The 20,868-nt window shown below is 48.8% G+C and carries 11 protein-coding genes; 9 read left to right on the top strand and 2 right to left on the bottom strand.

The genetic code is table 11. From position 1 onward, the window contains the following. The first annotated feature begins 109 nt into the window (after window positions 1-109). The 3 genes from AC5YBX_RS14500 to AC5YBX_RS14490 all read left to right on the top strand — a co-directional run bounded on the left by AC5YBX_RS14500 (window position 110) and on the right by AC5YBX_RS14490 (window position 4,698). A complete protein-coding gene (locus tag AC5YBX_RS14500) occupies window positions 110-1,276 on the top strand; it encodes a glycerol-3-phosphate dehydrogenase/oxidase (RefSeq protein ID WP_494523921.1) in 1,167 nt (388 codons plus the stop codon). Between the two features lie 96 nt (window positions 1,277-1,372). Continuing rightward, window positions 1,373-2,548, top strand: coding sequence for a 23S rRNA (uracil(747)-C(5))-methyltransferase RlmC (gene rlmC / locus AC5YBX_RS14495; protein WP_494523920.1), 1,176 nt, complete (start codon window positions 1,373-1,375; stop codon window positions 2,546-2,548). 485 nt (window positions 2,549-3,033) lie between these two features. Further along, a complete protein-coding gene (locus tag AC5YBX_RS14490) occupies window positions 3,034-4,698 on the top strand; it encodes a methyl-accepting chemotaxis protein (RefSeq protein ID WP_494523919.1) in 1,665 nt (554 codons plus the stop codon). 170 nt (window positions 4,699-4,868) lie between these two features. Here AC5YBX_RS14490 and fdhF read toward each other — a convergent pair whose 3' ends face one another. Continuing rightward, the gene (fdhF, locus tag AC5YBX_RS14485) at window positions 4,869-9,095 is read right to left on the bottom strand and encodes a formate dehydrogenase subunit alpha (protein WP_494523918.1); all 4,227 of its coding nucleotides are present in this window, start codon (window positions 9,093-9,095) and stop codon (window positions 4,869-4,871) included. A 544-nt stretch (window positions 9,096-9,639) separates the two neighbouring features. Here fdhF and prfB point away from each other — a divergent pair. The 4 genes from prfB to AC5YBX_RS14465 all read left to right on the top strand — a co-directional run bounded on the left by prfB (window position 9,640) and on the right by AC5YBX_RS14465 (window position 16,746). Further along, a protein-coding gene (gene prfB, locus AC5YBX_RS14480; protein ID WP_475514834.1) for a peptide chain release factor 2 occupies window positions 9,640-10,738 on the top strand; the annotation gives its coding sequence in 2 pieces (ribosomal slippage) (window positions 9,640-9,714 and window positions 9,716-10,738; 1,098 coding nt in all). Window positions 10,739-10,750: 12 nt separating this feature from the next. Next, complete coding sequence (lysS, locus tag AC5YBX_RS14475) at window positions 10,751-12,253, top strand: lysine--tRNA ligase (protein WP_110457241.1); 1,503 nt, start codon at window positions 10,751-10,753, stop codon at window positions 12,251-12,253. 123 nt (window positions 12,254-12,376) lie between these two features. Continuing rightward, complete coding sequence (locus AC5YBX_RS14470; protein WP_494518922.1) at window positions 12,377-13,705, top strand: IS4 family transposase; 1,329 nt, start codon at window positions 12,377-12,379, stop codon at window positions 13,703-13,705. 533 nt (window positions 13,706-14,238) lie between these two features. Next, the gene (locus tag AC5YBX_RS14465) at window positions 14,239-16,746 is read left to right on the top strand and encodes a putative bifunctional diguanylate cyclase/phosphodiesterase (RefSeq protein ID WP_494523917.1); all 2,508 of its coding nucleotides are present in this window, start codon (window positions 14,239-14,241) and stop codon (window positions 16,744-16,746) included. A gap of 54 nt (window positions 16,747-16,800) precedes the next feature. On the opposite strand, the gene AC5YBX_RS14460 is transcribed toward AC5YBX_RS14465, so the two are convergent. Then, on the bottom strand, window positions 16,801-17,436 hold the full coding sequence (locus AC5YBX_RS14460; RefSeq protein WP_494523916.1) for a pseudouridine synthase: 636 nt from the start codon (window positions 17,434-17,436) through the stop codon (window positions 16,801-16,803). Between the two features lie 345 nt (window positions 17,437-17,781). On the opposite strand from AC5YBX_RS14460, the gene nagB reads away from it, so the two are divergent. Beyond that, complete coding sequence (nagB, locus tag AC5YBX_RS14455) at window positions 17,782-18,576, top strand: glucosamine-6-phosphate deaminase (protein WP_494523915.1); 795 nt, start codon at window positions 17,782-17,784, stop codon at window positions 18,574-18,576. Between the two features lie 369 nt (window positions 18,577-18,945). Further along, window positions 18,946-20,859, top strand: a complete 1,914-nt coding sequence (locus tag AC5YBX_RS14450; RefSeq protein ID WP_494523914.1) for a peptidase U32 family protein — start codon at window positions 18,946-18,948, stop codon at window positions 20,857-20,859. Window positions 20,860-20,868 lie beyond the last annotated feature (9 nt).

The raw sequence follows: 20,868 nt of genomic DNA, 5'->3' as shown, positions 1-20,868 counted from the left end.
GGGAAGTGCGCGGCGGTTGTGGTATTCGCCAGTGGATGGCGCACCGGTGTTAGGTTTGAGCTGATTTCAACTTGTGATGATTTTCGGGTGTTTAAGGGGAGAGAGTGCTATGGACGCTGTCGATTTAATCGTCATTGGCGCTGGAATAACAGGGGTGGGTATCGCGCAGCGAGCACAAGCGGCGGGTTATCGCGTTACCGTGCTTGAAAAATACGGTGTTGGCGAGCAAACCTCATCCAATTCCAGCAAGCTTATCCATGGTGGCTTGCGCTACCTAGAAACTGGCCAACTGGGATTGGTGCGAGAGTCGTTAGCCCAGCGCAAAGCGCTGTTATCCTTAGCCCCCACCTTAGTCAAACCTGTGCCTTTTTATATCCCCGTTTACCAAGATAGCCAGCGCGGGCCATTGGCTATACGCGCAGGCCTCAGCCTTTATGCCTTGCTCAGTGAGTTTGACCCGTTAGGGCAATTTAAGTCGCTGGAGGCAAAAGAGTGGAGCTCACTTGGTATTACCCTCAAAGGGCTTAGGGCCGTGTTTCGTTATTGGGACGCGCAAACCGACGATTTGGCGCTGACCCGCGCAGTTGCCGCCAGTGCCGAGCAACTTGGCGCGAGCATTATCACCCAGGCGCAGATAGAGCAGATCAGCCATGACGGCGACGGCTGCGTGGTCAATTACCGTCACAACCACGGGGCTACGAGTCTGCACGCGCGCTGCGTGATTAATGCCACAGGGCCCTGGGTCAACGATACCTTAGATCTTGTTATACCCAAGGTGGGTAAACTGGCTATCGAACTGGTGCAGGGCAGTCATCTGGTGCTCGATATTGCCGCGCCAGCTGGCATTTTGTATCTCGAGTCTATTTACGATAAGCGGGTAGTATTTGTGATGCCTTGGCATGGTAAAACCATGATAGGCACCACTGAAACGACGATTGCGACGCCGCAAGATGCCAAGGTCACGGTTGCTGAAACGCAATATTTACTGGGAATTTATCGTAATTACTTTCCCCATATGGCGAGTGATGCACTCGAGAGCAAGGTCGTTGGCCACTATTGCGGTGTACGAGTCTTGCCGAAACCGACGGGCACAGCGTTCGATACCCCTAGAGACACCATTATGGATGCGCAGCCGAGTCATCCACACTTGTTGACCATTTATGGGGGGAAGCTCACCACCTTTAGGCATACCGCCGCCGATGCGATGCTATGGCTGCGTGAGCAAATAGGTGTCAGACCGATAAAAGCCGATGTTGATCATTTGCCCTTAGGTTAAATGGAGTGTCATCACGGATTTAGGTATTGAGCCTTGATTTAGCGGGGTAGAAAGATCCTTGCTCAGCAGGTGATTCTTTAGCTTAAAGACGCTAAAATGGGCCGCCTTTTCTATTTATCTCAGAGCCTATCACCCGTGAAGTGTGCCCATTTCGATGCTAAGCAGTGTTTATCTTGTCGTCATATTCAGACGTCTTTAGCCGAGCAGTTAACGGTTAAATCGGTAGTATTACGCCAGTTGCTGCAGGGATTACCGGTGCAAGAGTGGCTGGCCCCGGTGTTTGGGCCTGAAAGTGGATTTCGTAACAAGGCCAAAATGGTGGTGCTGGGCGCTGCTCATCAGCCCATTTTAGGCATAGTGAGCCCTAGTGGCGAGCCCGTCAGTCTGTGTGATTGCCAGCTCTACCCTGATGATATGCAGCAGCTACTGCACCGCTTACAGCTTTTTGTGCGCCAAGCAGGTATCCCACCTTACCGGGTTGATAAACAAAAAGGCGAATTGAAGTTTATTTTGCTCACCCGCAGCCAAGTTCGCGGTGAATATATGCTCAGGTTTGTGTTGCGATCCACCGACGCCATTACTCGTATCGAGCGCGAACTGCCTGCATTATTATCCGAATATCCACAAATTAAGGTGGTGTCGGTTAACTTGCAGCCAGTACATATGGCGATTCTTGAAGGCGAAACGGAAATGTTCCTCACCGAGGCGACCCGTTTAGAAGAACGTTTTAATGATGTGCCACTGTCTATTCGGCCTAAGAGCTTTTTTCAGACCCATCCCATCGTGGCCGAAAAGCTGTATCAAACCGCTCGCGAGTGGACAGCTGAACTTGCGCCGCAATCGATTTGGGATCTGTTTTGCGGTGTGGGCGGCTTTGGCTTGCACTGTGCCTCTGGCGAGATAGCGTTAACGGGTATCGAAATCGAGCCCGAGGCGATTGCATGTGCCAAACAGTCAGCAGCGGCGATGGGGTTAGGTAACGTACAATTTACCGCCCTTGATTCGACCGAGTTTGCCAGTGGTAAGCAGGCTCAAGATAAGCCCGACCTGATTATTGTGAACCCTCCCAGACGCGGCATAGGTCAATCTCTGTGCCATTCCTTGAGTGAATTCGCCCCAAAAGCGATACTCTACTCCAGTTGTAACCCGCATACCTTAGCCAGCGATCTACGTCAAATCAAAGGCTACCACATCACCAAAGTTCAACTTTTTGATATGTTTCCCCATACCGATCACTTCGAAGTGTTAACCATGCTTGTTAGGGATAGCTAGTACCATTGCTGCGTTTAGTAGCAAGTGTGGTATGACCTGATTAATTTAGCTAAATAGGTATCGGTTACATTTCATCTTTGTTGCTAGACTGTCGCACTATTAGCCATAGGGATCGATTTTACTGCTGAAATCTTAGTTCGATGTAGTGATAGATGTTGCCAACGTAACTCCTTTTAGCGGGAGGTTTTGTTTAAGTGGAGCGACATCTCAGCTTTCCATTGATGCTATTTTAGTCATTAATTTTAAATGCCTTTTATTTTTTGCGTCGCGGTTTTGTGGCGTGCTGATGAGTTGTAGCAAGTATTCTTACGCCCATGGGACATGGCATATCTGATACGCGTCACAATCAAATTCCTTGCGTACACGCTTGATATTTTTTTGTGCAGTCGATGAGGTGACATTGGCTATAGTTTATCCATAGTGGCGTCCAACAAAATGATGGCTCTCTTTTTAACCAATGTATCAACCTGTTATGGAGCGTGAAAATGTGGCAGCTCAAAATGAAAAATAAGCTACTGGTGTTTGCTTTATTGCCGTTAATCATCAGCTTTTTGTTGCTGGTGGCGATCACCTACATATTAGAATCGAATGCCCTTGAAGAAAACATGAACACCTTTCAAGACTCCCTCTATAGTGAGCGTAAAAGTCTATTGGAGGAAGAGGTGGAAATCGGCGTTGAGATTGTTAAATATCAGCTAAGTCTCGGCGATAAAGGCGATGTCAGCTCGGCGTTGCGTAATGTTCGGTTTGGCAGCGCTGGCTATTTCTATATCTATGACTTTAGCGGTAAGGCCATATTTCATGCAGTCGTTCCCGCTCTTGAGGGCACTAACCAGATTGGCATGACCGACCCTAACGGTAAAAAAATTGTGGTAGGCCTTGTTGATGCCGCGCGTAACGCCGATGGTCATTTTGAGTATGAATATGCCAAACCGGGTACCAGCCAAATTATTCCTAAACTAAGCTATAACGCAGTAGTCCCAGGTACTAATTGGGTGATAGGGACTGGGGCTTATGCCGATGATCTCGATGTGATCATCGCAGACTATCGCGCATTGATGACGCAAAATATGCAGAGCAAGGCGATGACGATTGTTGTTATCGTCTTAGTGCTCATTGGTATCACGACCGTGGTGATGCTGTTTGCGGCGCAGCGCATGGTCAATCCGATTCACAATATGGTGCGTAACCTTGAAGATATCGCCAAAGGCGAGGGCGATCTGACCAAGCGGCTTGAGGTTCATGGTCAAGATGAAATCGCCATGTTAGGACGCTCCTTCAACCAGTTTGTCGAAAAGCTGCAGGGTATTATCCAACAGGTTGCGCAGGCAACCCATGCGGTTAAAGGCGGTGCTGACAACATTTTAGCTCAAACGCATACCATGTCACAGCAGTTGCAAAGCCACAATAATGAGACGGATCAGGTTGTCACCGCGATCACCGAAATGTCGGCGACCGCATCTGAAGTGGCGATGAGCACAACTCAGGTCGCCGAGGCGACACAAGCCGCGACTCAAGATGTGGGTAATGCCCAGCAGTGTGTCGATACTTCACTGAGCGAAGTGTCGTCATTAATGGCCGAAATCGATACTGCCGCCACGCACATCACCTCACTTAATGAGCAATCACAAAAGATTAATAGTGTTCTGAGTGTGATTGGCGGTATTGCCGAGCAGACCAATCTATTGGCGCTTAATGCGGCGATTGAGGCAGCAAGAGCGGGTGAGCAGGGACGAGGCTTTGCCGTGGTTGCCGATGAAGTACGCAGTCTAGCCAGTCGCACTCAAGCGAGTACTTTAGAGATCAACGAAATGCTATCAGAGCTGCATAATTTAGTTTCGTTGGCTGTTAACAGCATGGAGTCAAGCCAGGAAGGCTGTCATCGCGCTGTTAGCTCATCGCGGGCGATTTCCGACAGCTTAGGCGCCGTTACCTCTGCGGTTACTACCATCAATGATATGAGCACCCAAATTGCCACTGCGGCCACCGAGCAAAGCTCAGTAACCGAAGAGATTAACCGTAACGTGTTTGCTATCCAAGATATTGTCAACGAGCTGCTCCAGTCGAGCAATAGCGCCTCGGAGACTAGCCAAGAGTTGGCTAATGAAGGGCGTAACTTGGATACATTAGTGGGGCAGTTTCGGGTGTAATTCCTATTCGTGTCGGTTTGGGGATCATAAGTTTGCCCCATGCCAAATATGGTTTACTGACAGCGCAATCATAAAAGGCCCCCCATAAATGGGAGGCCTTTTTGCTGTTATTTATAGCGTCTTGAACATTGCGCCAATGTGAGTCGGTGCTCGCTTGTGACTAAGCCTCATCAATCCAAGGCTAACTCAGCCGCCACCTTTTCTACCTTAACCGCGCAGATCTTAAACTCGGGGATTTTAGCCACAGGGTCTAACACATTATTGGTCAGTTTGTTGGCCGCCGCCTCGGCAAAGTGAAACGGTAAAAATAACACCCCCGCTTGCGCCCGCTTAGTGACGAAGGCAGCAATACGAATACTGCCACGTCGAGTCGATAGCATCAGCATGTCGCCGTTGGCTATCTGGAGCCTATCGGCATCGAAAGCCGAGATCATCACCTTAGGGCTGCCGAGTTCATTGAGTCCGGCTGTTTTACGGGTCAAGGTGCCGGTATGAAACTGCTCGAGCAAGCGCCCCGTCGAGAGAATAAAAGGATAGGTGTCACAGGGCATTTCGGCGGGTAAGCGATAGCTAACCGGCTTCATAACAGCCCTACCTCGGGTAAATTGTTCTGTGTGTAAAATCGACGTACCTGGATGACCTTCGCTCGGACAAGGCCACTGAATGCCGTGGCGGCCAGCATGGCAGTTAACCGCGGTATCTTGCCAACGCATGCCGCGATACTGCGGCGTAACTTGGGTTATCTCATGCCAAACTTGGCGCTCATCTTGATAATGCCAGTTGGCGCCAAGTTGATTGGCGATAGTCTGCACTATCTGCCAGTCTAAGCGCGCTTGCCCTGGGGAACTCACCGCCGTTTGCAGCTGCTGAACTCGGCGCTCGGTATTGGTAAAGTGGCCTTGTTTTTCGGCGAAACTGGCCGCTGGCAGTATCACATCGGCAAGTTGAGCGGTTTCGGTCATAAAAATATCTTGCACTACTAGCAACTCGGCAGCGGCCAGCCCTTGTAATACATGGGCTTGATCTGGATCGCTTAGTACTGGGTTTTCCCCCATCACATACAGGGCTTTTAGCTCGCCATGTGCCAGCGCATGCATCATCTCAGTCGCGGCGATACCGACAGTGCTTGGCAACTGTGGCTGTTGCCACGCCTGTGTAAAGAGTTGCTGCACCTTGGGATCATCGACCCTTTGATAGCCGGTAATATAGTTGGGCAGCGCGCCCATATCGCAGGCGCCTTGCACATTGCTCTGTCCGCGCAGGGGATTGATCCCCGCGCCCGCCATGCCTATGTTGCCGCACAATAACTGTAAATTGGCGATGGCGGTGACGTTATCATGGCCCGATGTGTGCTGGGTCACGCCCATGGCGTAATAGAGGGCGGTTTTGCTCGCCGTACCTATCATCTTAGCCAGTTGCTGTATTTCGGCTGCACTGACGCCAGTGATCCGTGCTGCATTTTCAAGGCTATAGTCTGGCTTCATTACCTCTGCTTGCAGAGCGTCAAAGCCATCGACCCGTTGGTCGATATAGTCGCTGTCGTGCCAATTGTGGGTGATTATCTGCTGCATCAGGGCATTTAATAGCATGACATCGGTGCCGGGGCGATGGCAAAGATAGAGCTGAGCGTGATCGGCTATGCTGACCCGTTTGGGGTCGATAACCACAAGACGTGCGCCATGCTGTTGTATGGCCTGCTTAATTTTTGAAGCGATGATGGGATGGGCCGATTCGGTGTCTGAGCCCAAAATCACAATCAGATCGGACTCTTTAATGGAGGCGATATCGTTGGTCATTGCGCCGCTACCCAGCGAGTCTTGCAAGGCGGTTACCGTTGAGGCATGGCACAGGCGGGCACAGTGATCGATATTATTGGTGCCAATCACGCTTCTAAACAACTTTTGAAACAGGTAGTTGTCTTCGTTAGTCGCTTTAGCGGACGCAAGCCCTGCTATGGCATCGCTGCCGTGTTGGGTTTTTATCTGCTGAAGCTTATCGGCAATAAAGCCGATGGCCTCCTCCCAGCTCACCTCGACCAAAACGCCCGCCTTACGCAGTAGTGGGTTGGTTAGGCGCTCAGGGCTGTTAACAAAATCGAAGCCAAATCGTCCTTTCACGCAGAGCATACCCTCATTAACAGGCGAGCTAGTGTCACCGCTGACCCCGGTGATGGTATTGCTTTGCGGGTCGGTATGCAGGGTGATGCGACACCCTATGCCGCAATAGGTACAAACCGTTGAGGTTTGTGAGTGGGCAAGGTGGCGCCCTTGGCGTTTGTCGCGTGCATCTGTGAGTGCGCCGGTGGGACATACTGAAACACAATTGCCGCACTGCACGCAATCGCTGTCGGCCATGCTGACACTAAAGCCAGCTCTGGGGGCTTGGCGCAACGGGGCTTGGCTGCCTTGGGGCATAGCCAGATAACTGTCAGGCTCAAAGCTGATGGCGTGATGTCCCGCTTGCTGGTGACACATGGCCACACAGGCGCCGCAACTGATGCAGCGATTAGGATCGAAATGAATAAAGGGGCTGCTGCTATCGGGGATAAAAGCGCGGGGCTCATTGCCAAGGTCTTGGCTGCTGATACGATACTCGCTGGCATAGTCTCTTAGGCGACAATCGGTATTGGCTTGGCAACCACATTCGAGGCAGCGAGCCGCTTCGGCCATGGCGGCATCATTGCTAAAGCCCAATTCAATCTCTGCAAAGTTATTTGCTCTGTCATTTAAGGCGAGCTCAGGCATTTGGGCTTTATTTTGCTGTAACTGCTGCGGAAAGTGGCGCCAGTTTAATGCCGTTTTGCTGCGTTTTTGTGAGTTAAAGGCTTCGGGAGTAAGCTCGCAGGCGAGCTCGCCATCCAGCAGTTTTTGAATAGCCATCGCGGCTTTTTTACCGTCGGCAACTGCGGCCACGGCCGTTGCAGGGCCAGTGCGTGAGTCGCCGAGTACAAATAATTTATCGATACCTGCCGACATGGTGTGCTCGCAACCTGAGAAGGTATTCCAGCGAGTTAAGGCCACTTCGCCCACGCTCAGTTGACTCTGTGGGTGTTGTAAAAAAGCCATATCAGGGGTTTGCGAAACGGCGGGGATCACGGTATCGAACGTTTCAGTAAAGGTTTCACCCGTGGCTTTAGGTGAGCGTCGGCCAGAGGCATCGGCGTCGCCTAGAGCCATTTTCTCAAAGGTCACGGCATTGACGCGCCCTTGGTTATCGCCATGGTTTTCAATGGGGTTAGTGAGAAAATAGAAGCGCACACCTTCATGTTCGGCCTCGGCTATCTCATAGGCTTCTGCGGGCATCTCATCGCGAGTACGGCGATACACTAAAGTGACATCGGCGCCTTCACGCAGTGCGGTACGGGCGCAGTCGATAGCGGTGTTGCCACCACCAATGACCGCCACTTTTTGTCCTGTGGTGTAGCGCTTATCGGTGCAATGATCTTTAAGGTAATCGACCCCAAGATAACAGCCATCCAGTTCGCTACCTGGGTAGTGCATCGGCACCGCTTTTTGCGCGCCAATGGCTAGGCAAACGCCATCAAATGTGGCGAGTAAATCATTGAGGTGGATCTCATGGCCTAAGCGGGTATTGGTTTGAATTTTCATGCCATTTTGACACAGCAAGGCTATCTCTTGATCCAGTATGGCTTTGGGCAGGCGGTATTCGGGAATACCGTATCTTAGCCAGCCGCCCGCCTTGGGCATAGCTTCAAACAGGGTGACATCATGGCCGGCGTTGGACAGATAAAAGCCGGCACTGATCCCCGCTGGACCACTGCCGACGATGGCGACCTTTTTGCCCGTTGGTGCTAATCTGCTGGGCACATAGCTATCGCCTTGCAGGTCAATATCGGCGGCGTGGCGTTTAAGTTGTCGAATGGCCAGCGGCTCGTCTAACTCACCTCGGCGGCAAGCGGATTCACAAAATGCGGGGCAGACACGGCCAATGGACAAGGGCAGTGGCAAGGTATCTTTAATAATTTTTACCGCTTGGCGATGATTGCCCTGAGCGATATGCAGTAAGTAAGACTGTACATCCACGCCCGCAGGGCAAGCTTGCTGGCAGGGCGCTTGGCAGTCGGCATAATGATCGCTCAGTAGCTGTTTCAGTGAGGCTTGACGTATCTTGCTCAGGGCAGCGGAGTGAGTGATGACCTTGAGGTTGTGGCTCACTTTTGTGTCGCAGGCTTTGACTGTGCTGCGATTGCCATGCGAGTCGAGCGTTTCGACATAACACAGGTGACAACTTTGTTGCTTCAAGGCATGCTCATCACTGAGGCCAGCGCCTTGATAACATAAATGGGGAATGGCAATGCCCGCATTGAGGGCACAGCTCAGTAAGGTTTCATCTACAGAGGCGTGAGCGGTTTTACCGTCGAAACTGAGCGTTATCATATAGGGACCTTTTTTAGAATCGTTGACTATGCTCGGCAGTGCGTCGCGAGATGAATGCCGTGTGTCAGCGCGTTTTTGAGAATAAGGTTTTGCTTGAGTATACCCAGAGGGATTTTGTCGACAGGTCTTAGAAGTGACTATTTATGCTAGTTCTGCCAGTGAGATCGCAATTGCTTTTAAGAGTGTGCTCCGATGCTGTTTGTATTAAAACTTGGTGTGACATAGTTAGCAAAGTGAGCGGTTTTGCAAGATTGGATCACTGTTTGCCCTATGGTTTGTTTAGGCGTTTAGGCTATACCATCAGCCTAGTTTTAGTCGTGGTTGTTCAGGGAGCAGTCGTCGCCCTGTTACTTGGTCTATCGATCAGCAGATAGGCGTTAAGCAAAAGTGCCACAGAGTGTAGCGTTGCATTTTGGGGCTAATGTCCTTTAGGGATTAAATAAGCGCAAATCTATCGGATTCGCCCCTAGGCTAATGCGGGTGATTCAGTTAAAATAGCGGGTTTTCTATCCGTGTATAAATCCGACTAAAAGTTGATTAAATCATGTTTGAAGTAAATCCAGTAAAATTCAAAATCAAGGAACTCGCTGACCGTACCGACCTTCTTCGGAGGTATCTTTGACTACGATGCTAAGCGTGAGCGTCTAGAAGAAGTCAGTCGAGAGCTTGAGAGCTCTGAAGTATGGAACGATCCTGAGAATGCTCAGGCCTTAGGTAAAGAGCGCGCCTCCCTAGAAGCGGTCGTCAAAACGATCGACGATATGGACAGTGGCTTAGAAGATATCGAAGGTTTGGTTGAGCTGGCCGTTGAAGAGAACGATGAAGAGACCTTCAACGATGCAACCACGGAATTACAACAACTTGAGAAACGGTTAGAAGAGCTTGAGTTCCGTCGCATGTTCTCTGGTCCAAACGATGCGTCAAATTGTTACTTGGATATTCAATCGGGTTCGGGCGGCACCGAGGCGCAAGATTGGGCCAATATGGTGCTGCGCATGTATTTGCGTTGGGGCGAAGCTAAGGGCTATAAGCCAGAGCTGATAGAAGTGACCGACGGCGATGTGGCCGGCATTAAGGGCGCCACCATTAAATTTACCGGTGAATACGCCTTTGGTTCACTGCGGACCGAAACGGGCGTACACCGTTTAGTGCGTAAGTCGCCATTCGATTCGTCGGGTAAGCGTCACACCTCATTCTGTTCTGTGTTTGTGTACCCAGAAATTGATGATTCCATTGAAATTGACATCAATCCGTCGGACTTGCGTATCGACACCTACCGCGCCTCGGGTGCGGGTGGTCAGCACGTTAACAAGACCGAGTCGGCGATTCGTATTACTCATTTGCCCACCAATACCGTGGTGCAATGTCAAAATGATCGCTCGCAACATAAAAACCGTGATGCGGCGATGAAACAGTTAAAAGCAAAACTGTATGAGCTAGAGATGCTTAAGCAGAATGCCGATAAACAAGCCGCCGAAGATGCTAAATCGGATATCGGCTGGGGTAGCCAGATCCGCTCTTACGTGCTCGATGATGCACGTATTAAAGATCTGCGTACCGGTGTAGAAAATCGAAATACTCAGAGCGTCCTCGATGGCGATCTGGATAAGTTTATTGAAGCTAGCCTTAAATCTGGCCTTTAACGAGAGAAGAAGATGACTGAACAAACCCAAGACGAAAACAAGTTAATTGCAGAGCGCCGTGCCAAGTTAGAGCACATCCGCGCAACTTGCCCTGCTAACGGTCACCCAAATAACTTCGATCGTAAACATAAAGCGGCAGATATTCAGGCCGAATATGGTCACTACAGCAAAGAAGAGCTTGAGGGCATGAATGTGCAGCGCTCGATTGCTGGGCGTATCATGGCCAAGCGTGGTCCATTCTTGGTGATCCAAGATGTCAGTGGTCGCATTCAGGCTTACGCCGGTAAAGATGTTCAAAAAGAGCTTAAAGCTAAGTATCAAGGGCTAGATATCGGCGACATTATCGGTGTCACCGGTCAGTTGCACCTGTCGGGTAAAGGCGATCTGTATGTCAATATGGAGCAGTACCAACTGCTGACTAAGGCACTGCGTCCACTACCTGAGAAGTTCCACGGTCTGACAGACCAAGAAACGCGTTACCGCCAACGTTATGTTGACCTTATCGTTAACGAAGACTCTCGTAATGCCTTCATCATGCGCTCGAAAGTGGTTACCGCTATTCGTAACTTCATGGTGAAAAAAGAGTTTATGGAAGTTGAAACCCCAATGATGCACAGCATCCCTGGCGGTGCGTCGGCGCGTCCATTTGTGACTCATCATAATGCGCTCGATATCGAAATGTATTTGCGTATCGCACCAGAACTTTACCTTAAGCGTTTAGTGGTCGGTGGCTTTGAGCGAGTGTTCGAAATCAACCGTAACTTCCGTAACGAAGGTCTGTCGCCACGTCATAACCCAGAATTCACCATGATGGAATTCTATATGGCGTATGCCGATTATAACGATCTGATGGATCTGACCGAAGAGATGTTGAGCTCGATTGCGGTTGAACTTTGTGGTTCAGCTAAACTGCCTTACGGTGAGCACACTGTTGACTTTGGTGGTCCTTACGAGCGCCTTAGCATGCTAGATGCGATTAAAAAGTACAATCCAGACAACGCCACTATTCAGTCGATGACCTATGAAGAGGTCAAAGATCTTGAGTTTATGCGTAACCTCGCTAAGAGCCTAGGCATGACGATTGAGAAGTTCTGGACTTGTGGTCAACTCCTGGAAGAAATTTTCGGTGAAACCGCAGAGCCTAAGCTGATGCAACCGACCTTTATTACTGGTTACCCAGCGGATATCTCACCTCTGGCGCGTCGTAACGATGACAATCATTTCATCACCGACCGTTTTGAATTCTTCATCGGTGGCCGCGAAGTGGCTAATGGCTTCTCAGAGCTTAATGATGCCGAAGATCAAGATAGCCGCTTTAAGGCTCAGGTTGACGCTAAAGATGCTGGCGATGATGAGGCCATGTTCTATGATGCCGATTACATCACCGCGCTAGAGCACGGTTTGCCACCAACCGCTGGTCAAGGTATTGGTATCGACCGTTTGGTGATGCTGTTTACCAACACACACACGATTCGTGATGTGATCTTATTCCCAGCGATGCGCCCTCAAGGCTAATTGCAAGGTACAGATAAAACCAGCCGCTTGGCTAATGCTGATCAGTTAAGCATATAAACGATCAGTTGACCGATCTTTAAAAGGCTTCAAAATCCAATATCAGAAATGATATTGGATTTTTTTATGTCTTTAGAACAAGCTTTCTGCACCGCTTTTGAATACCACCAAGAAGCCACAGCTTTTACCAATCTTAATCACTTATTGGATGAAAACATCATCCAGCAAGCCTTTGAAACTGCGGGGGTCGCCACAGTAAGAAAACGTCGCTTACCCCTTGATGCAGTTATGTGGTCTGTCATTGGTATGAGTTTTTACCGACAACAGTCTGTATGGGAGCTTGCGACTCATATGGAGTTGATGCTACCAGGTAAAAAGAAGCTCATTGCCCCCAGTGCTCTTGTTCAAGGGCGCCAGAGGTTAGGTGTGCAGAGTATGAAAAATGCCTTTCAAATGATGGCAAAACATTACTATAGCAACACTCAATTTGAGACATGGTGTGGACTGAATTTATTAGCCGTTGATGGTGTAGTCTGGCGCACTCAAGACACCGCTGATAATCGTAATGCTTTTGGCTCACCATCAAATCAACATGGTGACACCTCATTTCCTCAGGTTCGTATGGTGTGTCATATGGAGCTCACTAGCCATCAACTGATAAATAGCGCGTTTGATGGTTATAAAACGAGTGAAATGAAGCTAGCAGAAGCGCTCATACAGTCAACTCCAGACCATAGTCTCACGATGTTCGATAAAGGTTTTTACTCCTTAAACTTGCTACATCAATGGCAACTAGGTGGTGAAGAGCGGCACTGGTTAATCCCTGCGAGAAAGGGGCTTCAGTACGAGGTTTTACACTCAAATGGCCGGTTAGATAAACAGGTGAAATTGGCAATAACCGCCCAAGCCAGACAACAAAACCCAGCGCTACCGACGCATATAGAAGCGAGGCTGGTGACAAAATCAATAAAAGGTAAGACGCATCAGGTATTAACCTCAATGGTCGACCCATTACGCTTTCCAAGTGCTGACATCGTTGAGTTATATAATCATCGATGGGAAATAGAGCTTGGCTACAGAGAGATGAAACAAACCCTACTAAACAGCGAGTATACGCTAAGAAGTAAAAAATCAGAGATGGTAGAACAGGAACTTTGGGGCTTACTACTTGGCTACAACCTGATGCGTCAAGCAATGACTGAGGCCGCATCAAGAAAAGGAATATGGGCCAATCGCCTCAGCTTCAGTAATTGTGCGAGTACGATACTAAGTTACCTAGCAAGATTACCACTGATGAGCCCAGGAAATTTACCCAAACATTACGAGCAACTGATAGAAATGCTAGGTAACTTCGAGCTACCAACGAAACGAGAAGATAGGGTGTACCCAAGGGCTATAAAGTCAAAACCAAGCAAATATCCCCATAAAAAGAAAAATGCCAATCAGCTTAACTGACTGGCATTAGCCGCTTGGCTGGTTTTTTTTCGACTAATATTCACTTTAACCGACACAGAAAATCCGCAGTTGGGCGGCTGTAATACCTGAGTATGAAGTAGCCATTTAAGGCTTAAGGCGAACAGCGCCAAGGTTGCTTTGCTTTAAGGTATTTTAGTCGGTAATGTTTAAGTTAATACTAATAATGCGTGTGCTGCTATTGAGACAAACCGAGGCGCATTTTATGATGTGCTTAACTCATGATCTTGATATAAAGTCTTATTTTAGTTGTGCTACGTAGTGTAAAATGTGTTGATTGTGATTATTTTGGTTTTATTGTCTTATTAATCAAACCGTTGTTTTTAAATTGTATAAAGTCATATTGACCGTCGATGGCGCCAACAAGTCCCATGTTATGTTAACAGTATGATCGTAAATGGTTGGATCACACAGTTAACATTTTGCGCTAGCATCTTGGTTTTAGTCGGTTAACATAGCAGCCTAACAGGTGATTTGATTGCACATCTGTGTGGATGACATAAAGGATAGTTGCAGTGATTGATATAACAGTGTCAGATACGCAGTTAGCGCAGTGGCAATTAACGATTGAGACCTTGTGCTCGTCATGTGGTGGTGATTTTTTTCTTTTTTACCTTAATTCAGCGGCTCAGCTGCAGTTATTACTGCAATCTAGCAGCAGCGACACTGTCGACCTGTTACCTGTGCAGGCGGCGGCCGATCAAAGCCTAGCCCAGTTGTCTACCACTTCGGTTCATGCTGATTATTCATCGCCTATCGTCATCGATGGTATACAAGTGCTGCCGCTTTTTTGGCCATCTAAAGCCCTTTATGGTGGCTTATTTTGGCAACCAGCGAAAGCCGATGCCATAGGGCTTTCCTCAGGCGTAAAGTCTAAATGCTCTAGGTTATTGCCGTTAGGTCGTGACAGTATCGAGTTGAGTTTACTTAAGTGCTATCAGGCACATCAGCAACCTATGCGGGGGAGGGCAACGCCCGCAGCAGCTGAATCGATAGATTTACAGTTGTTTATCGACAGTATTAAAGATCATATCTGGATGAAAGATGGCGATGGGCGCTACATTTTAGTGAACCATGGGGCTGAACTCTCCTTCAATAAAAGCCGCGAGCAGATCCTCTACCATACCGACGATGAACTGTTTGAGCCTCGTCTGGCTAAACGGTTTATTGCAGCAGACAATGAGTCGATTTTACGGGGGATACAAGTCACGGTCGATGAGTGTTTAGCTCGTGACCATGACAAGCAACAGAGTTGGCTTGAGACGACAAAAATGCCAGTGGTGAGCGCCGAAGGTGAGTTAAAAGGGGTGATCGGTATTTCACGTAATATCTCGTCACATAAGGCGGCGCAAGAGCAGTTAGAGATGGCTGCCAGTGTGTTTGCAAATTCGGTAGAAGGGGTGGTGATCACCGATCCCGATGGCAATATCGTCGAGGTTCACGGCGCTTTTACCGATATCACAGGTTATCGACGCGACGAGGTTATCGGTAAAAACCCCCGCCTGTTTAACTCTGGTCGACATGATAAAGCCTTTTTTGCTCAATTATGGGACTCACTGTTATCCGAGGGATGTTGGCACGGCGAAATTTGGAACCGCCGCAAGAGTGGCGCTATTTTCCCTGAGCAATTAAGCATTAGTTCAATGTGCGATGATGATAATAATATTCGTTATTTTGTCGCGGTGTTTTCTGATATTTCGGCTAAAAAGCAAAGTGAAAATGAGTTAGCGCGCTTGGTTTATCACGATCCCTTAACTCAGATGCCTAACCGTATCACCTTGTCGGCGCAGCTCGAACAAGAGGTGCGTCATGCCAAGCGTGAGCAGAGTCAATTAGCGTTAATCTTTATCGATGTTGATCTGTTTAAACATATTAATGACAGTTTTGGCCACATTGCCGGCGACAGTATTTTGGTTGAGTTGGCTAAGCGACTCTCTTACAAATTGGCCGAACAAGGTACCTTGGCACGTGTGGGCAGTGACGAGTTTGTGGTGTTATTACCCCATATCGATAGCCAAGACGCCGTGTCCCTTATGGTCAGTCGTTTACGGGAAGTGTTTGATCTGCCTTATGCCTTACCCAATGATGAGACCGTTAGATTAACGGCGAGCATGGGGATCGCGCAGTATCCAGAAGATGGCCTAAGCTCAGATACTTTGCTGCGCAATGCCGACACCGCCATGCACAGAGCTAAGCTCAATGGGCGTAACAACTATGCTTTTTACACCCAAGCGCTGACCTTAGCCTCAGTTGAACACCTCAAACTGCAAAATGCCCTGCACGATGCGCTGGCAAATGAAGCGTTTCAATTGGTTTACCAGCCAAAGTTGAGTTTTAATGGCTTACACTTAGTGGGTTTTGAAGCCTTGCTACGCTGGCATGACCCCCTGTTAGGGGCAATATCGCCGGCGATCTTTATTCCGGTGGCCGAAAAAATTGGTCTTATCTATGATATTGGCTTATGGGTGTTAAAAACGGCGGCCTCCCAAGGGGTGAAATGGTTAGCACAGGGGCAGGATTTTGGTCGTATCGCAGTTAACGTCGCGGGCCCGCAATTACAACAAGCCAGCTTCTTTGATGATGTAAAACGGATCCTCGAGCAGACAGGGCTCCCGGCGCACTATGTCGAGCTGGAGGTGACCGAAAGCTGCATGATGTCAGATCCAAAGGCTGTGATTGAGGTGCTTAAAAAGTTAGGCGATTTAGGCATTGAACTGTCGGTTGACGATTTTGGCACGGGTTACTCATCGCTTAATTATCTGAAAAGGCTCCCTATACATAAGCTGAAGATCGATCAATCTTTTGTGCATGATATCCCGCATGACGCCAACAATACCGCAATCGCTAAGGCGATCATTGCTCTTGGCGATGCGCTCAACTTAACCGTTATTGCCGAAGGAGTTGAAACTCAAGAGCAGGCGGAATTTTTGTCTAAAGCTGGGTGCCATGAGGCGCAAGGCTACCTATACAGTAAACCTTTGCCTGCCAGTGAACTCGACCGTTTTTTGATGTTGGCACCTTAATGTTGTTTGGCTAACAGCAGGTGGCTCCAAGCTTTTCACGCTTTGGCTTTGCTGTTAGCTTTCACTCAGTTGTGAGCCTAATCGACCAAGGACTCGCACTTCACCGACTTGCATGTCGCCCAGATAAATTGAACCAATACGTACTCGCACCAGACGTAAGGTGGGAAATCCCACAGCGGCGGTCATTTTTCGGATTTGGCGATTCTTGCCTTCGGTCAAGGTGATGGATAACCAGCTCGTTGGCCCATGGCGCGGATCGCGAATTTTTTTGCCTCGCTCTGGTAACGCCGGCGGCGTATCGAGCAGCTTAACCTTGCAGGGCAGAGTCTGATATTGCTCACCTTTAATACCTATGCTGACCCCTTGGCATAACTCAGCAACAGCCTTGGCATTTATCTCGCCATCTACCTGAACGTAATACTCTTTTTCAATCTGTTTACTGCGCACCAAGTGGCTAGTCATGCCGTCGGTGGTGAGTAGCAGCAAGCCTTCTGAGTCGTGATCTAACCGACCAATAGCCATGATCCCTGCGGGAAAATCGGCTAACTCCCCGAGAAGTTTTTTGCTTTTGCGCCGCTCGGGTACAAATTGGCTCAGGTAGCCATAAGGTTTGAAAATTTTAAAGTCTTGCGCTGATGCAAAATCGGCGGTATCGCTTGCCGATATGCTGGGATAGTGAGGCTTGGACATAAATAACCTGTATAAGAAAGCTGAGCTTATATAACCCAAATTAAGATTATATAGCTAACATTTACAACATATTAGCGGATTAATATCATTCCTAATGATGACGACGTTATTAAGTCATCCTGAGGTGCTAGAGGCGCTGTTTGATGGACGGAGACGATGATACTCGTTCTGTAAGGGGATTACTAATGACAACGCTGTCATTGTTAGTTATAGTCATGTTATCAAAAGGTGGTGGTTGATGTTGCGCGCGAAGGCTGGCTAACTGGTTTTTTGGGTTAGTAGTAGGTAGGTGTGGCGGAGTCAGTCATTTTTACAGGTCAAGTTTGGTTTAGGCGAGTCGAGATTATGCAAATTGTGATTTTAAACAGCAGTGACGATGTCGCGTCATATGGCGCCAATATTTTTATTCAGCAACTGCGACGCAAGCCAAGCTCTGTGTTGGGTTTGGCTACGGGCTCGACGCCGCTGGCCTTATACCATTTATTGATTGGTGCTAATCAAGCTGGCGATGTCTCGTTTGCCCAGGCGACCAGCTTTAACTTAGATGAGTATTTAGGCCTCGATGGTCAGCATAAACAAAGCTATCGCTACTTTATGGATCAGCAGTTGTTTGAGCATATCGATATTGATAAGCAGCGTACCTTTGTGCCGCCGGGTGATGCTAGCGATCCGATTGAGGCCTGCGAGCGCTATGAATGCCAAATAGCCCAAGCGGGTGGCATCGATATCCAGCTGCTCGGCATAGGGCGTAATGGTCATATCGGCTTTAATGAGCCGTCATCGGGCTTAATGTCGCGCACGCGAGTGAAAACCCTCACCAAGGCGACGATTGAAGATAATGCCCGATTTTTCTCAGCCGATGAATATCAGCCCCATCTGTCGATCACCATGGGGATAGGCACCATATTAGACGCGAAAAAAGTATTGTTGCTCGCGACGGGCGTCAATAAAGCTGCGGCGATTAAGGCAACGGTAGAGGGCGCGCTGAGTGCATCGTGTCCGGCTTCGGCCCTGCAACTGCACCGTAATGCCATGTTAGTGCTCGATGAAGCGGCGGCCTCTCAATTGGACGATTGTGATTTCTATAAACATATTGAAGCGGAAAATCAAAAACTACAGGTAAGATTAGCCAAGGGCTAACAGACTCTGGGCTGCAGGGTTAAGGTCTCTTTGGGGTTATTTAAGCTTCCAGCACTCCTTTAACTTAATGGTATTCATCATCTTTAAGGTGCCGGGTCTACAGCCTGCGCACTTTTTATCGGCTATCAGCGTGTTATTGCCCATCAGCGGTTAAGACTGACGGCCGCAAGGTCACTCACATTGAAGCCCTTTTTTACTTTGACAGATAAGCTCTAACGGCTTGTTACTAGGGTACTGGGCATCTGCGGCTTGAGCGGACAGTGCAAAAAACGCCTAAAATCGACTACGCTTGACCGTGCTATGTTAGCCGTGTCTGTTATAATCGCGGCCTAATTTTTATGAAGCTGCTACCTGATTGAGTAACGCCCCATGGATAAGCCTGAGATTTTTACCCCCGATAGCCCGTCACCTGCGTCAGTTGTGACCCGCTCAAACCGCCTAGAGTTATTGGCCCCCGCCAAAAATGCTGACTTTGGTATTGAAGCCATTCGCCATGGTGCCGATGCGGTGTATATCGGTGGCCCAGCCTTTGGGGCGCGTGCAACCGCGGGTAATAGCGTCGAAGATATTGCCCGTTTGTGCCAGTTTGCTCACCAATATCATGCGCAGGTGTTTGTCGCCATCAATACCATCTTGATGGATGATGAGCTAAAAGCGGCCGAAAAGCTGATATGGCAGGTGTATGAAGCCGGCGCCGATGCACTTATCGTGCAAGATATGGGCATATTGCAGCTCGACATTCCGCCTATCGCCCTGCATGCCAGCACGCAAATGGATAACCGTAATCCAGAGAAAGTGGCGTTTCTTGAGCAGGTGGGTTTTTCGCAGGTGGTGTTAGCGCGAGAACTAGGATTAAGCCAAATCCGCGAGGTGGCCGCCAATACCAATATGCAGCTGGAATTTTTTATTCACGGCGCCTTATGCGTGGCCTATAGCGGCCTGTGTAATTTAAGTCATGCCTTTAGTAATCGCAGCGCTAACCGAGGCGAATGTTCTCAGATGTGTCGTTTGCCTGGCGATCTTAAGACCCGTCAAGGTGAGGTGCTGGCACAAAATGAACACCTATTGTCTTTAAAAGATAATAACCAAACCGATAATTTAGAAGCGCTTATCGATGCCGGTATTCGCTCATTTAAAATCGAAGGGCGCTTAAAAGACTTAAGTTACGTTAAAAACGTTACCGCCCATTATCGCCAAGAACTCGATAAAATTATCGCGCGTCGCCCCGAGTTTGTTGCCTCAAGCCATGGCCGCTGTGAACATAGCTTTACCCCTAATACCGAAAAAACCTTTAACCGCGGAAGAACCGACTACTTTGTTAATGACCGCAGCCAAGGGGTGAGTGATTTCCGTTCGCCTAAATATATTGGTGAAGAGGTCGGTAGCGTGGTGGCGCTGGGTAAAGACTATATCCAAGTGCGCTCGACCCATGGGTTTAATAATGGCGACGGCCTGTGTTATTTCCCGCCCAATTATGAAAAAGCCAAACAGTCAGACGATAAACTACAAGGGCTGCGAGTCAATCGCGCCGACGGCGATAAACTGTATGTGATTGCCGTACCGGGTGACCTTAAAGTGGGCGCAACCTTATATCGAAACCATGATCAGGCGTTCGAAACGCTGCTGGCTAAAGAGTCGTCTAAGCGCATTATTAACGTCGATATGACGTTAGCCGACACCCATGATGGCGTAGCCTTAACCATGACGGATCAATATGGTATTAGCGCCAGTGTAACATTGCCCATGGATAAGACGCCGGCTAGCGATCACGATAAGGCGCTGCAAAATGTGCGTAAACAGCTATCAAAGCTCGGCAGCACCGACTTTAATGCACGTCAAATCACTATCGACACCGCCAGCCCTTGGTTTATGCCAGCCTCGGTATTAAATGGTCTGCGCCGTGACACGGTGGTCGCCCTTGAGCAGGCTCGTATCGACGGTTATCAGCGTCCTAAAGCGTGGAAATATAACCAAGATGCGGTTTACCCAGTAAAACACTTAAGCTTTATGGGCAATGTGGCTAATGAGCAAGCCAAGGCGTTTTATACCCGTCACGGGGTGATTGAGATTGAAGACACCTACGAGAAAAATGGTATCAGCGATGATGCGCCCTTGATGGTGACTAAACACTGCTTACGCTTTAACTTTAACCTTTGCCCCAAAGAGGTGCCTGGCATTAAGGCCGACCCTATGATTTTGGAGATCGGCAAGGATGTGCTAAAACTGGTATTTGACTGCCCTAAGTGTGAAATGATGGTGGTCGGTGCCAATCGGCAAGTATAGGCGTCTCTA

Source organism: Shewanella sp. 492 (assembly GCF_059338445.1).
The sequence above is the reverse complement of the archived record's forward strand: the minus strand, read 5'-3'. Positions and strand labels throughout refer to the sequence as shown.

What these genes read in the sequence shown, in the direction of transcription:
- AC5YBX_RS14450 (WP_494523914.1), top strand. Translation starts at nt 18,946, where the DNA reads ATGGATAAGCCTGAGATTTTTACCCCCGATAGCCCGTCACCTGCGTCA.
- fdhF (WP_494523918.1), bottom strand. Translation starts at nt 9,095, where the DNA reads ATGATAACGCTCAGTTTCGACGGTAAAACCGCTCACGCCTCTGTAGAT.
- AC5YBX_RS14490 (WP_494523919.1), top strand. Translation starts at nt 3,034, where the DNA reads ATGTGGCAGCTCAAAATGAAAAATAAGCTACTGGTGTTTGCTTTATTG.
- rlmC (WP_494523920.1), top strand. Translation starts at nt 1,373, where the DNA reads ATGGGCCGCCTTTTCTATTTATCTCAGAGCCTATCACCCGTGAAGTGT.
- AC5YBX_RS14500 (WP_494523921.1), top strand. Translation starts at nt 110, where the DNA reads ATGGACGCTGTCGATTTAATCGTCATTGGCGCTGGAATAACAGGGGTG.
- lysS (WP_110457241.1), top strand. Translation starts at nt 10,751, where the DNA reads ATGACTGAACAAACCCAAGACGAAAACAAGTTAATTGCAGAGCGCCGT.
- AC5YBX_RS14460 (WP_494523916.1), bottom strand. Translation starts at nt 17,436, where the DNA reads ATGTCCAAGCCTCACTATCCCAGCATATCGGCAAGCGATACCGCCGAT.
- nagB (WP_494523915.1), top strand. Translation starts at nt 17,782, where the DNA reads ATGCAAATTGTGATTTTAAACAGCAGTGACGATGTCGCGTCATATGGC.
- AC5YBX_RS14470 (WP_494518922.1), top strand. Translation starts at nt 12,377, where the DNA reads ATGTCTTTAGAACAAGCTTTCTGCACCGCTTTTGAATACCACCAAGAA.